Below are 12465 nucleotides of genomic sequence, written 5' to 3'. Positions count from 1 at the left end.
GGTCGAGCGGCCGGGGGTCGAGGACCGGTCGGCGCCCCACGGCCGCCGCCGCGCGGTCCGTCTGACGCAGGACCTGCCCGCGAACTTCGCGCTCAACCAGGCGCTGTCGCCGTTCGCGTACGCCGCGCTCGACCTGCTCGACCGCGACGACCCGGCGTACGCGCACGACGTGGTCTCGGTCCTCGAGGCGACGCTCGACGACCCGCGCCAGGTGCTCGCGGCGCAGGAGAACCGCGCCCGCGGCGAGGCCGTCGCCGCGATGAAGGCCGACGGCCTCGACTACGACGAGCGCATGGCGCTGCTCGAGGACGTCACGTACCCGAAGCCGCTCGCGGAGCTGCTGGAGGCCGCGTTCACGACCTACCGGCAGACCAACCCGTGGGTCGCCGACCTCGCGCTGTCGCCCAAGTCGGTCGTGCGCGAGATGCACGAGAAGGCGATGACGTTCGCCGAGTACGTGTCGCACTACCAGCTCGACCGCACGGAGGGCGTGCTGCTGCGCTACCTCGCCGACGCGTACCGCGCGCTGCGCCAGACGGTCCCCGAGGACGCCCGCACCGAGGAGCTGTGGGAGATCGTCGAGTGGCTCGGCGACCTGGTCCGCCGCACGGACTCGAGCCTGCTCGACGAGTGGGAGCGCCTGTCGAACCCGCTCGACGAGCCCGGCGCCGACGCGCCCGGCGGCACCGACGACGACACCCCCGAGCCGATCACCGCCAACCCGCGGGTCTTCCGCGCGCTGGTCCGCGGCGCGCTGTTCCGCCGCGTCGAGCTGCTCGCCCGGGAGGCGTACGACCCGCTCGCCGCGCTCGGGGACCGCGACGACGAGGGCACGCCGTGGACGTCGGACCGCTGGGCCGAGGCGCTCGACCCGTTCTACGACGACCACGACGAGGTCCTCACCGGGCCGGCGGCACGCGGACCGGCGCTCTTCCAGGTGACGGCGACCCCGACGACGTGGCAGGTCCGGCAGCTGCTCGACGACCCCGAGGGCGACCACGACTGGCGGGTCGACGCCGTCGTCGACCTGGCGGGCTCGGACGAGACGGGCGAGGTGCAGCTCCGCGTGACGGCCGTCGGGCCGCTCTGACGGACCCCGCGCACGGGCCTCCCGCTGGCCGTCGGCGGCGGTGAGGCGAGGCTCAGTGAGGTAAGGCTCGACTGTGTTTCCGCAGGTCAGGCCAGCCTTTCCTGCGATGACAAGGCCCGGCGACGTGCCTACGGTGGACGCATGAGCGTCCTGTCGACCCACCTCGTCGGACCGCGTCGCTCCCCCGCCGGGAGCCCTGTCGAGCCGTCCGCACCGACCCCCGAGCCCCTGAGCGCCGGCCGCCTCAACCGGCTCCGCGCCGCCGTCCTCGGCGCGAACGACGGCATCGTGTCCGTCGCGGCGATGGTCGTCGGCGTCGCCGGCGCCGCACCCGCCCGGTCCGCGGTCGTCACCGCGGGCATCGCAGGCCTGGTCGCCGGGGCGCTCTCCATGGCCGCGGGCGAGTACGTCTCCGTCTCGTCGCAGCGCGACGCCGAGCGCGCGGGCATCGCGACGGGCGCCCTCGACGACGACACCGAGCTCACCGACCCGTGGCACGCCGCCGGGGCGTCGCTCGTCGCGTTCCTCGTCGGCGGGCTCGTCCCCGTCCTCGCGGTGCTGCTCGTCCCGACCGCCGGTGCGCGCGTGCCGGTCGTCGCTGCGGCCGTGATCGTCGCGCTCGTCGTGACCGGCGCGCTGAGCGCCCGGGCCGGCAGCGCACCCGTCCGCCGGGCCGTGCTGCGCAACGTGATCGGGGGCGGTCTCGCGATGGCCGTCACCTACGGCGTCGGCAGCGTCGTCGGGCTCGCGCTCTGACGCCGGCGGGTGGCGCGCGGCGACGCCGGCGTCAGGCGCCGTAGGCCGCGAACGGGCGGTCCGTGGGGACGATCTCCTTGCCGAGCGGCAGCAGCGACACCGGGATCATCTTGAGGTTCGCGATGCCCATCGGGATGCCGATGATCGACACGAACAGCGGGATCGCCGTGACGACGTGGCCGATCGCGAGCCAGATCCCCGCGACGACGACCCAGATGACGTTGCCGATCGTCGACCACGCGCCCGCGGTCCGCTTGTCGACGACCGTGCGCCCGAACGGCCACAGCGCGTACCCGGCGATGCGGAACGACGCGATCCCGAACGGGATCGTGACGATGAGCAGGCAGCACAGCACGCCCGCGGCGACGTAGCCGAGCGCGAGCCAGAATCCCGCGAAGACGAGCCAGATGACGTTGAGCAGGGTGTTCACGCCCCCAGCCTCGCACCTCGCGGGACCCGCGTGACGGCCCGGACGGCCCGCCCGGTGCGTGCGTGCGCGTCCTAGGCTGGCGCCCGTGGCCAAGAAGGACGCGAAGCACGCCCCGACCGGCACCCCCGCGCTCGTCGCGCTCGCCGCGGCCGGGGTGCCGCACACCGCGCATCCCTACGATCACGACCCCGCGAGCGACGTCGGGTACGGGCTCGAGGCCGCGCAGGTCCTCGGGGTCCCCGCGGAGCAGGTCTTCAAGACGCTCATGACGAGCGTCGACGGCCGCCTCACGGTCGCGGTCGTGCCGGTCACCGGGAAGCTCGACCTCAAGGCGCTCGCGCACGCGGCCGGCGGCAAGAAGGCGGCGATGGCGGCGAAGCCGGACGCCGAGCGCGCGACCGGCTACGTCGTCGGCGGCATCTCGCCGCTCGGCCAGAAGGCCGCGCACCCGACCGTCGTCGACGAGACGGTGTGGCTGTTCGACACCGTGTTCGTCTCGGGCGGTCGCCGCGGCCTCGACGTCGAGCTCGCGCCCGACGACCTCGTCCGGCTCACGTCCGCGACCGTCGCCGACATCGCGCGCGGCTGACCGCGGGCCGCGCGGTACCGTCTGACGCCGTGACCGAGACCGCGTCCGGCGCCGACGACGAGCGCACCTTGCTGGCCGACCGCCTCGCCGCCGTGCGCGCGCGCGTCGCGGCGGCCTGCGCCGCGGCCGGACGTGACCCGCGGTCCGTGCGGGTGCTGCTCGCCACGAAGACGGTCGACGCCGCGCGCGTGCGTGCCGCGCTGGCCGCCGACGCGTCGGCGGTCGAGGCGGACCCGTCGCTCGCCCCCGTCCTGATCGGCGAGAACCGCGTGCAGGAGCTCGTCGCGAAGGGGCCGGACCTGGCCGACCTGGCGCCCGTGACGCACCTCATCGGCCCGCTCCAGTCGAACAAGGTGAACGCCGCCCTGCGCTGGGTGTCGTGCGTCGAGTCGGTCGAGTCGATCGCGCTCGCGCGGCGCCTGTCGGAGCGCTGCACCGACCGGGCCGTCCCGCTCGCCGTCCTGGTGCAGGTCAACGTCTCGGGCGAGCCGACCAAGCACGGCGTGCCGCACGAAGCGGCGACCGACCTCGCGATCGCGGTCGCGGCCCTCCCCGGCCTGCGCCTCGCGGGGTTCATGACCGTGGGGCTCCGGTCGCCCGACCCTGTGGCGGTGGGCGCGGGGTACGCGGCTCTGGCCGCCCTGCGCGACGACGTCGTCGCGTCCGGCGCCCCGGGGACCGCGCAGGCGCGCGGGCTGTCGATGGGCATGAGCGGGGACCTGGAGATCGCCGTCCGGCACGGCGCGACGCTCGTCCGCGTGGGCTCGGCGGTGTTCGGCGCCCGTCCGCCGCTCTGACCCACCGGCTCACCAGTGCGGCAGCGTCGTGCGCGACGTCGGGCCTCGTGGCCCACGTACCGCCGTCAGCGGGCTGCGCCTGCCAGCGGGCGGCGCACGTCAGCGGGCTGCGCCCGCCTCGGCGCGCCGGCTCGCGGTTCGGTCGGTGCGTGCGGGATGTCCGCCGCGCAGCAGCACCTCCTGGGCCGTGCGCAGCTCCGCGCGGGCGCTGCGGTGCAGGCGCGTGTGCAGCTCGCGCTGGTGCAGCACGTGCATCCGGCGCAGGTCGCGCTCGAGCAGCGTCACGATCGTCCCCTCCCTCACCCGGTCGCCGTTCAGGAGGCGCCACGCGTGCGTCAGATACGTCGCGGCGGCGTGACGCAGGTCGCACGTCCAGGTGACGACGCGGGGCACCGGCAGGCGCGTCGCGCTCCCCGTGGTCGCGCGTCGGCCGTGCCAGTGCCGTCCGAGCCTCGCGCAGCCGGTCCGGTCGGTCGTGTCGTGCGTGACGCTCGACCGCCGCGGCTGACGCGAGGATGGGGCCATGTCCCCCGACACCCGCCGCCCTCGCTGGGTCTACGGCACCGGCGACGAGCCCGACGCCCGGTTCTCGCTCGCCAACGAGCGCACCTTCCTCGCCTGGGTCCGCACCTCGCTCGCCCTCCTCGCCGGCGGGGTCGCCCTCGAGGCGCTCGACCTGCCCGTCGAGCCGCGCCTCCGGCTCGCCGCCGCGACCCTGCTCGTCGTGCTCGGTGCGGCCGCTCCTCTGCTCGCGTGGCTGGGGTGGGCGCGTGCCGAGCGGGCGATGCGCCGCGGCGACCCCCTGCCGCCCCCTGTCGGGTTCCTCGCGCTCGTCGTCGGGGTGCTCGTCGCGGGCGTCCTCGTCCTGCTCGGGCTGCTGCTGTCGTGACCGTCGAGGACGTGGGCCTGGCTGCCGAGCGGACGCGGCTCGCGTGGCGCCGCACCGCGCTCGGGCTCGCTGCGGGCGGCGTCGCCGGTGGGCGGCTGCTGCAGGACGTCGTCGGACCCGTCGCCTGGGTGCTCGGGCTCGCGGGCCTGGTGGGCGCCGGTCTGGTGCTCCTGGCCGCCGGCCGTCGCCGGGGCTGGCTGCTCGCGACCAGCCGCGGTGAGCGGCCCGGCGGTCAGCTCGTGGGCGTGTGCGCCGTCGGCGTCGGGCTGCTCGGCGTCGCCGCGCTGGTGGTCGTCCTGGCGCACGGGACCACCTGACGCCTCGCGGCCGTCGCGGGCCCGCCGCCGGACCGCGTGCGCGCGCGACGGGACGACCGGCGACTCCGGACCCCCGGGTCAGGGCACGCGCGCCGTCCACGCGGGGTCGGCGAACTTGGTGCGCGCGAGCTCCCGCGCCCGCGCGAGCTCGTCGGGGCGCAGCTCCCCCTCGCGTGTGGCGTAGTGCGCCTCGAAGTGCGCCCGGAACGCCGCGATCACCGCCTCGCGCGGCAGGTGCGTCTGCGAGCGCACCGGGTCGACGCGCTTGTTCGCGCTCCGCGTGCCCTTGTCGGACAGCTTCTCGCGCCCGATCCGCAGGACCTCGAGCATCTTCGTGGCGTCGATGTCGTACGACATCGTCACGTGGTGCAGCACCGCGCCGCCGACGACCCGCTTCTGGGCCGAGCCCGCGATCTTCCCCGCGGGGGACGAGATGTCGTTGAGCCCGCTGAGCTCCGCGCGCACGCCCACGTCGGCGAGCGCACCCAGCACCCACTGGTTGAGGAACGCGTACGAGTCCTCGAAGCTCATGCCGTCCACGAGCGACGCGGGCACGACCAGCGAGAACGTGATGCAGTTCCCGGCCTCCATGAACATCGCGCCGCCACCGGAGACGCGACGCACCACCGTGATCCCGTACCGCTCGACCGCCTCGAGGTCGACCTCGTTGCGCAGCGACTGGAACGACCCGATGATCACCGCCGGCTCGACCCACTCCCAGAACCGCAGCGTCGGCCCGCGCCGGCCCGCCGCGAGCTCCTCGGTGAGCACCTGGTCGAGCGCCGTGTGGACCGCGGGCGGCAGCGGGCCGGGGTGCAGGACCTCGAACGTGTGGTCCGCCCAGGCCGTCGACAGCCCGAGCGCGCGGCGCACCGCGACCGCCACGGCGCGCGCGTCGAAGCCGACCATGACCGGCGGCTGCGAGAGGCGGCCCTCCGCGTGCGCCGTCGCGAGCGCGTCGTCCACCACGGCCGCCAACCGCGACGTCGGGGCGTCCGCGGGCTGGCCGTCGAGCGCGGACCGCACGACGTCGAGCGCCTCGTCGGGCTCGAGGAAGAAGTCGCCGCTCACGCTCGTGCCGCTCAGGTCGCCGTCGACCACGTCGACGTCGACCACCACGAGCTTGCCGCCCGGAACCTTGTACTCGCCGTGCACGCCCCCACCCTAGGCGGACTGCGCGTCAGCCCAGGGCGAGCACCGCCTCCTGCGCGCGGTGCTGGACCATCGTGTCGAGCGACTCCGGGTCGCCCAGCGTGTCGAGCGCGGCCTGCGCGTCCGCGTCCGCGAGCGCCGAGGCCGTCCACGTCACGATCGCGTTCCCGACCAGGAGGTGGCCGCGGTACGCCGGCACCTCGTCGCCCTCGGCGGCGTGCACCACCGGCTGCACGATCGACGGGTACACCCCCTGCCCCTCGATCGCCGCGTCGGCGGTCCAGGTCGCACCGTCGACGCCGGGGTTGACCTGGGAGTAGGTGGGGCACGCGTCGACGGTCGTGACGAGCTGCGCGAACGCCTGGCGGGCCGACGCCGGGTCGGGCAGCACCGTCACCTGCTGGACGAACGTCATCGCGTCGTTCGCCCAGATGCGTCCGCCGTAGGCGGGAGGTGGCGCGGCGACCACGGTCACGGCGGTCGTGCACGACGCGGGGTCGACGCTCGAGCCCTCGGGCAGCCCCCAGACCATCTCCCCCGTGTCGGTCCGGTCGATGCCGTCGCGCGCGGCCGGCACGTCGGTCTCGAGGTCCGTGTCCGTGACGAACAGGGAGCCGAGGGTCGTCGCGTCGAACACGGCCTCGTCCGCGGGGGGCACGACGCTCACGGTGGGCGTCGGCGTGGGGGACGAGCTCGTCGTGGTGCTGTCGGCCGAGGGGGTCGGCACGGGCGCGGCGGTCGCCCACGGACGGACGACGAGCAGCACCACCACGACGACGACCGCGACGACGAGGAGCCACCACCAGCCGCGCGCGCGGTGCTCCCGCGGCGGCTCCCACGTCGACCCGTCGGGCGGGCCGCCGTCGGGCGCGGTCCCGTCCGCCTGCGGCTGCGTGCCCGCCACGTCGTCGCTCCTCCCGACGGGCCGGTCCAGGTCAGCGCACCCGTCAGCACCGACCCTAGGTCCCGGCCGGGCAGCCGGGAGGGCGAAATCTCAGCGCGGCGCGACGCCGCGTGCGTGCAGGCCCCAGATGGTCGAGTCGGTGAGCGCCTCCCACGACGCCTCGAGCAGGTTCGGGCCGACGCCGACCGTGCTCCACGACCGCTGGCCGTCGCTCGTCTCGATGAGGACGCGCGTCACCGCGTCGGTGCCGTGCATGGAGTCGAGGATGCGCACCTTGAAGTCGATGAGCTCGAACGTCTCGACCTCCGGGTAGACGCGCACGAGCGCCTGCCGCAGCGCGTGGTCGAGCGCGTTGACGGGGCCGTTGCCCTCACCGGTGCTGACGATCCGCTCGCCGCCGGCGTGCAGCTTGACGGTCGCCTCGGCCGTCGCGAGCGTGCCGCGGCCCCCGACCCGCTCGACGATCGTGCGCCACGACTCGACGCGGAAGTACTGCGGGCGTGCGCCGTGCACCTCCTCGACGAGCAGCAGCTCGAACGACGCGTCCGCGGCCTCGTACGTGTACCCGCGGGCCTCGGCGTCCTTGACGCGGTCCGTGATGCGGCCGAGCACCTCGGGCTGCCCGGACAGGTCGAAGCCGAGCTCGCGGCCCTTGAGCTCGATCGACGCGCGGCCCGCCATGTCGGACACGAGCATCCGCATGTCGTTGCCGACCTGCATCGGGTCGATGTGCTGGTAGAGGTCGGGGTCGACGCGGATCGCCGAGGCGTGCAGCCCGGCCTTGTGCGCGAACGCGCTCGCCCCGACGTACGGCTGCCGCGCGAACGGCGAGATGTTGGTGATCTCGGCGATCGCGTGCGCGATGCGCGTGAGCTCGGGCAGGCCGCCCGGGGCGTCGTCGGCGCGACGCAGCACCGGCAGGCCGTACTTGAGCTCGAGGTTCGCGACGACCGAGAGCAGGTCCGCGTTGCCCGTGCGCTCGCCGTACCCGTTGACGCAGCCCTGCACGTGCGCGCACCCGGCCTCCACGGCCGCGAGCGTGTTCGCGACCGCGCAGCCCGAGTCGTTGTGCGCGTGCATCCCGAGCACCGCGTCCGGGCCGACGGCCTCGCGGATCTCGTGCACGATCTGCGTGACCCAGGCCGGGATCATGCCGCCGTTGGTGTCGCACAGCGCGACGACCTCGGCCCCCGCCTCGAACGCCGCCAGCACCGCGGCCCGCGAGTACGCCGGGTCGAACCGGTAGCCGTCGAAGAAGTGCTCCGCGTCGACGACGGCGCGCCGCCCCTCCCGCACGAGGAGCTGCACCGTGTCCGCGATCATGGCGAGGTTCTCCTCGCCCGTCGTGCGCAGCGCGCGCTCCGCGTGCCGCAGGTCGCTCTTCGCGACGAGCGTCACGACCGGCGCTTCCGAGTCGAGCAGCGCGCGCACCTGCGGGTCGTCGACGGCCCGCGTCCCCGCCTTGCGCGTCGACCCGAACGCCGCGAGCTCGGCGTTCTTGAGGTCGAGCTCCTTCGCCGCGCGCTTGAAGAACTCCGTGTCCTTCGGCACCGCGCCCGGCCAGCCGCCCTCGATGAAGCCCACGCCCAGCTCGTCGAGCAGCGGCGCGATCGCGAGCTTGTCCGCGACCGAGAGGTTCATGCCCTCCTGCTGGGCGCCGTCGCGCAACGTCGTGTCGTAGACCTCGAACGACAGGGCCGTGGGCTGGGGTGCTGCGGTCACGGTCGGCTCTCCTCGGTGCGGGGACGGGCGTCCCGGCGGCGTCCTGACGCTACCTGCGGGTGGCGGCGTCCCGTCGACCCCGGCCCCGCGGTGGTGGGCGGTGACGTGGTCGGCGTGCGGCCGGGCGGGGGTGGTGCCCGACCAACAAAAAGACCCCCCGAGAACGGGAGGTCTGCGCGTCAGCGGTGTCTGCTGACGCGCTACTCGATAATGAGCGTGAAGATGGTCACGGCCTCATCGTGGCACACGTCACGGTGAGTGGTCACTCGTTCCACCCAATGGACAGCCGGGCGGTGCACCGCAGGTGAGGGGGCACAGCCCGCGCGCGACGAGCTGCGAGGAGACCCATGTCCGACCCGAACGCACCCGTGCCCCAGCCGCCCGAGCGGCAGTCGACGCGGCCCGCCGCGCAGCCGTCGGCGCCGACGCAGCCGTACGCCCAGCCCGTCGCGCAACCCGTGGCTCAGCCGGTCGCGCAGCCCGTGGCGCAGCCGGTCGCGCAGCCGCCCGTCGTCCAGCCGGCGGTCGTGCAGCCCGCCGTGGCCGCACCGGCCGCGCAGCCGCTCTACCCGGCGGGCACCCCCGTCGCCGCCGTCCCCGTCACCCCGGTCCGGCCCGGGCTCGACGCGGGCCGGTACTGGGCGGGTGTCGGCGCGACCGCGCTCGTCGCCGCGCTCGTGGCGGTCGCCGGCGTGCTCGTCCTGCAGGAGATCCTCGGCATCGACCTGGTCGTCCAGGACCTCTTCGGCACGGACTCGCCCATGACGTCGCTCGTCGTCGGTGCCGTGGTCGCCGCCCTCGTCGCGGGCGCGCTGCTCCACGTCCTGGTGCTCACCACGCCGCGGCCCCGGTCGTTCTTCGGCTGGATCATCGGCCTGGTCACGCTCGTCGCCGCGCTGCTGCCGCTGACGTGGACCGACGACGCGACCTCGGCGGTCGCGACCGGCATCGTGCACCTCGTCATCGGGATCGCGATCTGGTCGCTGCTGTCGGGCGTCCTCACCTGGACCCGTCGACCGGTCCCGCGGGTCTGACGGAACGGACGCTCACCCGGGGGCCCGACGGGCGCGGCCTCGGACGGACGACCGCGGCCCTGCTGGCACGATGTGGGGATGGACGAGGCACCGGTGCTGGCCGACCTGCGCGCCGCGCGCGACAACCTGAGCGCGCGCGGCGAGGAGGCCGCGGCCGCCGCGCTCGGGCACGTCATCGGCGGCGCGGAGTACGCCGAGTACAAGGAGGGCTGGCCGTGGTCGGACGCGCAGGTCCGGTCGCTGGCCGAGCTCACCGCACGCAGGCTCTCCGACGAGGCGGACCTCTACGCGACGGCGGGCGACGCAGCGCGCGCCGAGGCCTCGAGACGCGGCGCCGCGGCGCTCGAGGCGTACAGGCCGATCAGGCACGAGGGCGGGACCTGATCGCGGTCCCGCCCTCGTCGCCGTCGCGGTCCGGGGGACGCGGTCAGACCAGGCGGTGCAACCAGCCGTGACGGTCGGTCGCGCGGCCGTACTGGATGTCGGTGAGCTCGGCGCGGATGCGGCCCGTGACGGGGCCCGTACCGCCGTCGCCGACCGTGAGGTCGAAGTCGTCGCTCGCGAGGCGCCCGATCGGCGTGACGACCGCGGCGGTGCCGCACGCGAACACCTCGGAGACCGAGCCGTCCTGGATGCCCGCGCGGAGCTCCGCGAGCGGGATGGGCCGCTCGTTGACCTCGTGCCCGGCGTCGGACAGGAGCTGGAGGATCGAGCCGCGCGTCACGCCCTCGAGGATCGAGCCCGAGACCGGCGGCGTCGACGCGCTGCCGTCGGCGCCGATCACGACGATGTTCATGCCGCCGAGCTCCTCGAGCAGCGTGTTCGTCGTCGCGTCGAGGAAGCAGACCTGCTCGCAACCCTTGGCGTACGCGTTCTGCTGCGGCAGGAGGCTCGCGGCGTAGTTGCCGCCGCACTTGGCCGCCCCGGTGCCGCCCGCGCCGGCGCGGTGGTACTCGGTGTCGACCCAGATCGACACGGGCTTGAGGCCGCCCGAGAAGTACGGGCCGACCGGCGACGCGATGACCAGGTACTCGGCCTCGAGCGACGGGCGCACGCCGAGGAAGCTCTCCGAGGCGTACATGAACGGCCGCAGGTACAGGCTGGTCTCCTCGCCCGTCGGCACCCAGTCGCGGTCCGTCTGGACGAGCGCCGTGATCGAGCCGAGGAAGTCGGCCTCCGACAGCGGCGGCAGCGCGAGGCGCTGGGCGGAGCGCGCGAACCGCGCGGCGTTGGCCTGCGGGCGGAACGTCCAGACGGAGCCGTCGGCGTGCTGGTACGCCTTGAGGCCCTCGAAGATCTCCTGCGCGTAGTGCAGGACGGCGGTCGCGGGGTCGAGCTGCAGCGGGCCGTACTTCTCGACGCGGCGGTCGTGCCAGCCCTCGCCGTCCCGGTAGGAGATGCGGGCCATGTGCTCGGTGAAGACCGTGCCGAACTTCGGCGACTCCAGCGCCGCGGCGCGGGTGGTCTCGTCGACGGGGGTGTCCGTCAGCCGGATCTCGAACTGGTCGGCGGACGTGGGTGCTGCGAGGGTGCTCATGTCGGGGGGCCTTTCACCAGGGTCGTTGATGACGGTACCGGTGAGGACGGCCGGGTGGACAGGTCGCGCCAGGACCGCAGGTCGACGACGGGTCGACCGTGCGCGCGGCGGCGCGGGGAGCGGACGTCAGCCGGCGACGCGCGCGGCGAGGTCCTTGCCCACCTCGGCCGTCGACCGTACTCGGTCCGCCGAGCCGCGCTCGACCAGGTCGGCGGCGACGGCGGCCTCGACGCGGCGCGCCGCGTCGGTCTGGCCCAGGTGGTCGAGCAGGAGCGCGACCGACAGCACGGTGGCGGTCGGGTCGGCCTTGCCCTGGCCTGCGATGTCGGGCGCGGAGCCGTGCACGGGCTCGAACATGCTCGGCGCCGTGCGGTCCGGGTTGATGTTCGCCGACGCGGCCAGGCCGATGCCGCCGGTGATCGCCGCGGCGAGGTCCGTGAGGATGTCGCCGAAGAGGTTGTCCGTGACGATCACGTCGAAGCGCGACGGGTTGGTCACGAGGAATATCGTCGCCGCGTCGACGTGCAGGTAGTCGACCGTGACGTCGGGGAACTCGGCGTTGACGGCCTCGACCGTGCGGCGCCACAGGTGGCCCGCGTGCACGAGGACGTTGTGCTTGTGCACGAGCGTGAGCTTCTTGCGCGGGCGGGCGGCGGCCCGGGCGAACGCGTCGCGCACGACGCGCTCGACGCCGAACGCGGTGTTGACGCTCACCTCGTTGGCGACCTCGGCCGGCGTGCCGACACGGATCGCACCGCCGTTGCCGACGTACGGGCCCTCGGTGCCCTCGCGGACGACGACGAAGTCGACCTCGCCGGGGTTCGCGAGCGGGCTGGTCACGCCCGGGTACAGGCGGCCCGGGCGCAGGTTCACGTAGTGGTCCAGCGCGAAGCGGAGCTTGAGCAGCAGACCGCGCTCGAGGACGCCCGACGGGACGGACGGGTCGCCGATCGCGCCCAGGAGGATCGCGTCGTGGCCGCGGATCGCGTCGAGGTCGGTGTCCGTGAGCGTCTCGCCCGTCGCGTGCCAGCGGCGCGCGCCCAGGTCGAAGTCGGTGGTCGACACCGTGGTGCCCGTGCCGTGCAGCGCGGCCTCGAGGACCAGCAGCCCCTGCTCGACGACCTCGGTCCCGATGCCGTCACCGGCGACGACGGCGAGGCGGAGGGCCTGGGCAGGAGCGTTCGGTGCCATGAGAGCACCCTAACCCTCGTCCCAGTGGCCGGAACGGCCATCTCGATACCTGGAATG

At 74.6% G+C, this 12465-nt stretch carries 15 protein-coding genes; 8 read left to right on the top strand and 7 right to left on the bottom strand.

Annotation, left to right across the window (positions count from 1 at the left end; all coding sequences use genetic code 11):
- Together CTKZ_RS05640 and CTKZ_RS05635 are read left to right on the top strand one after the other, a co-directional pair.
- Window positions 1-1090, top strand: a 1090-nt coding sequence (locus CTKZ_RS05640; protein ID WP_124342033.1) for a DUF3516 domain-containing protein, incomplete at its 5' end; no start/stop codon positions are given.
- Between the two features lie 141 nt (window positions 1091-1231).
- Entirely contained in the window at window positions 1232-1846 is a 615-nt protein-coding gene (locus tag CTKZ_RS05635) for a VIT1/CCC1 transporter family protein (RefSeq protein WP_124342032.1), read from the top strand.
- A gap of 31 nt (window positions 1847-1877) precedes the next feature.
- Here CTKZ_RS05635 and CTKZ_RS05630 read toward each other — a convergent pair whose 3' ends face one another.
- A complete protein-coding gene (locus CTKZ_RS05630; protein WP_124342031.1) occupies window positions 1878-2276 on the bottom strand; it encodes a YccF domain-containing protein in 399 nt (132 codons plus the stop codon).
- An 85-nt stretch (window positions 2277-2361) separates the two neighbouring features.
- On the opposite strand from CTKZ_RS05630, the gene ybaK reads away from it, so the two are divergent.
- The gene (ybaK, locus tag CTKZ_RS05625; protein WP_124342030.1) at window positions 2362-2865 is read left to right on the top strand and encodes a Cys-tRNA(Pro) deacylase; all 504 of its coding nucleotides are present in this window, start codon (window positions 2362-2364) and stop codon (window positions 2863-2865) included.
- A 29-nt stretch (window positions 2866-2894) separates the two neighbouring features.
- A complete protein-coding gene (locus CTKZ_RS05620; protein WP_124342029.1) occupies window positions 2895-3662 on the top strand; it encodes a YggS family pyridoxal phosphate-dependent enzyme in 768 nt (255 codons plus the stop codon).
- Between the two features lie 99 nt (window positions 3663-3761).
- Here CTKZ_RS05620 and CTKZ_RS05615 read toward each other — a convergent pair whose 3' ends face one another.
- Window positions 3762-3947 carry a hypothetical protein gene (locus CTKZ_RS05615; protein ID WP_124342028.1) on the bottom strand — a complete coding sequence of 62 codons (186 nt, stop codon included), beginning with the start codon at window positions 3945-3947 and terminating at the stop codon, window positions 3762-3764.
- A gap of 238 nt (window positions 3948-4185) precedes the next feature.
- On the opposite strand from CTKZ_RS05615, the gene CTKZ_RS05610 reads away from it, so the two are divergent.
- Together CTKZ_RS05610 and CTKZ_RS05605 are read left to right on the top strand one after the other, a co-directional pair.
- Entirely contained in the window at window positions 4186-4551 is a 366-nt protein-coding gene (locus tag CTKZ_RS05610; RefSeq protein ID WP_124342027.1) for a YidH family protein, read from the top strand.
- The gene (locus CTKZ_RS05605) at window positions 4548-4868 is read left to right on the top strand and encodes a DUF202 domain-containing protein (RefSeq protein WP_124342026.1); all 321 of its coding nucleotides are present in this window, start codon (window positions 4548-4550) and stop codon (window positions 4866-4868) included. The genes CTKZ_RS05610 and CTKZ_RS05605 overlap by 4 nt, the downstream gene beginning before the upstream one ends.
- A gap of 78 nt (window positions 4869-4946) precedes the next feature.
- Here the strand turns inward: CTKZ_RS05605 and lplB are convergent, their stop codons facing one another.
- The 3 genes from lplB to cimA form a co-directional block, all read right to left on the bottom strand.
- Window positions 4947-6023, bottom strand: coding sequence for a lipoate-protein ligase small subunit (gene lplB / locus CTKZ_RS05600; RefSeq protein ID WP_124342025.1), 1077 nt, complete (start codon window positions 6021-6023; stop codon window positions 4947-4949).
- A gap of 25 nt (window positions 6024-6048) precedes the next feature.
- Entirely contained in the window at window positions 6049-6924 is an 876-nt protein-coding gene (locus tag CTKZ_RS05595; protein ID WP_124342024.1) for a sensor domain-containing protein, read from the bottom strand.
- 90 nt (window positions 6925-7014) lie between these two features.
- Entirely contained in the window at window positions 7015-8646 is a 1632-nt protein-coding gene (gene cimA / locus CTKZ_RS05590) for a citramalate synthase (protein ID WP_268904333.1), read from the bottom strand.
- A 347-nt stretch (window positions 8647-8993) separates the two neighbouring features.
- On the opposite strand from cimA, the gene CTKZ_RS05585 reads away from it, so the two are divergent.
- Together CTKZ_RS05585 and CTKZ_RS05580 are read left to right on the top strand one after the other, a co-directional pair.
- Complete coding sequence (locus CTKZ_RS05585; RefSeq protein WP_200829647.1) at window positions 8994-9680, top strand: DUF6069 family protein; 687 nt, start codon at window positions 8994-8996, stop codon at window positions 9678-9680.
- Between the two features lie 78 nt (window positions 9681-9758).
- A complete protein-coding gene (locus CTKZ_RS05580; RefSeq protein ID WP_124342023.1) occupies window positions 9759-10064 on the top strand; it encodes a hypothetical protein in 306 nt (101 codons plus the stop codon).
- A gap of 43 nt (window positions 10065-10107) precedes the next feature.
- Here CTKZ_RS05580 and CTKZ_RS05575 read toward each other — a convergent pair whose 3' ends face one another.
- Complete coding sequence (locus tag CTKZ_RS05575) at window positions 10108-11217, bottom strand: branched-chain amino acid aminotransferase (RefSeq protein WP_124342022.1); 1110 nt, start codon at window positions 11215-11217, stop codon at window positions 10108-10110.
- 126 nt (window positions 11218-11343) lie between these two features.
- The gene (locus CTKZ_RS05570; protein ID WP_124342021.1) at window positions 11344-12408 is read right to left on the bottom strand and encodes a 3-isopropylmalate dehydrogenase; all 1065 of its coding nucleotides are present in this window, start codon (window positions 12406-12408) and stop codon (window positions 11344-11346) included.
- Window positions 12409-12465: the final 57 nt, after the last annotated feature.

It is taken from the genome of Cellulomonas algicola, assembly GCF_003851725.1.
Lineage (GTDB): Bacteria > Actinomycetota > Actinomycetes > Actinomycetales > Cellulomonadaceae > Cellulomonas > Cellulomonas algicola.
Note: the sequence above shows the minus strand (reverse complement) of the source record. Positions and strands in the feature narration are given on the sequence as shown.

What these genes read in the sequence shown, in the direction of transcription:
- CTKZ_RS05570 (WP_124342021.1), bottom strand. Translation starts at nt 12,408, where the DNA reads ATGGCACCGAACGCTCCTGCCCAGGCCCTCCGCCTCGCCGTCGTCGCC.
- CTKZ_RS05585 (WP_200829647.1), top strand. Translation starts at nt 8,994, where the DNA reads ATGTCCGACCCGAACGCACCCGTGCCCCAGCCGCCCGAGCGGCAGTCG.
- CTKZ_RS05575 (WP_124342022.1), bottom strand. Translation starts at nt 11,217, where the DNA reads ATGAGCACCCTCGCAGCACCCACGTCCGCCGACCAGTTCGAGATCCGG.
- CTKZ_RS05610 (WP_124342027.1), top strand. Translation starts at nt 4,186, where the DNA reads ATGTCCCCCGACACCCGCCGCCCTCGCTGGGTCTACGGCACCGGCGAC.
- CTKZ_RS05635 (WP_124342032.1), top strand. Translation starts at nt 1,232, where the DNA reads ATGAGCGTCCTGTCGACCCACCTCGTCGGACCGCGTCGCTCCCCCGCC.
- CTKZ_RS05580 (WP_124342023.1), top strand. Translation starts at nt 9,759, where the DNA reads ATGGACGAGGCACCGGTGCTGGCCGACCTGCGCGCCGCGCGCGACAAC.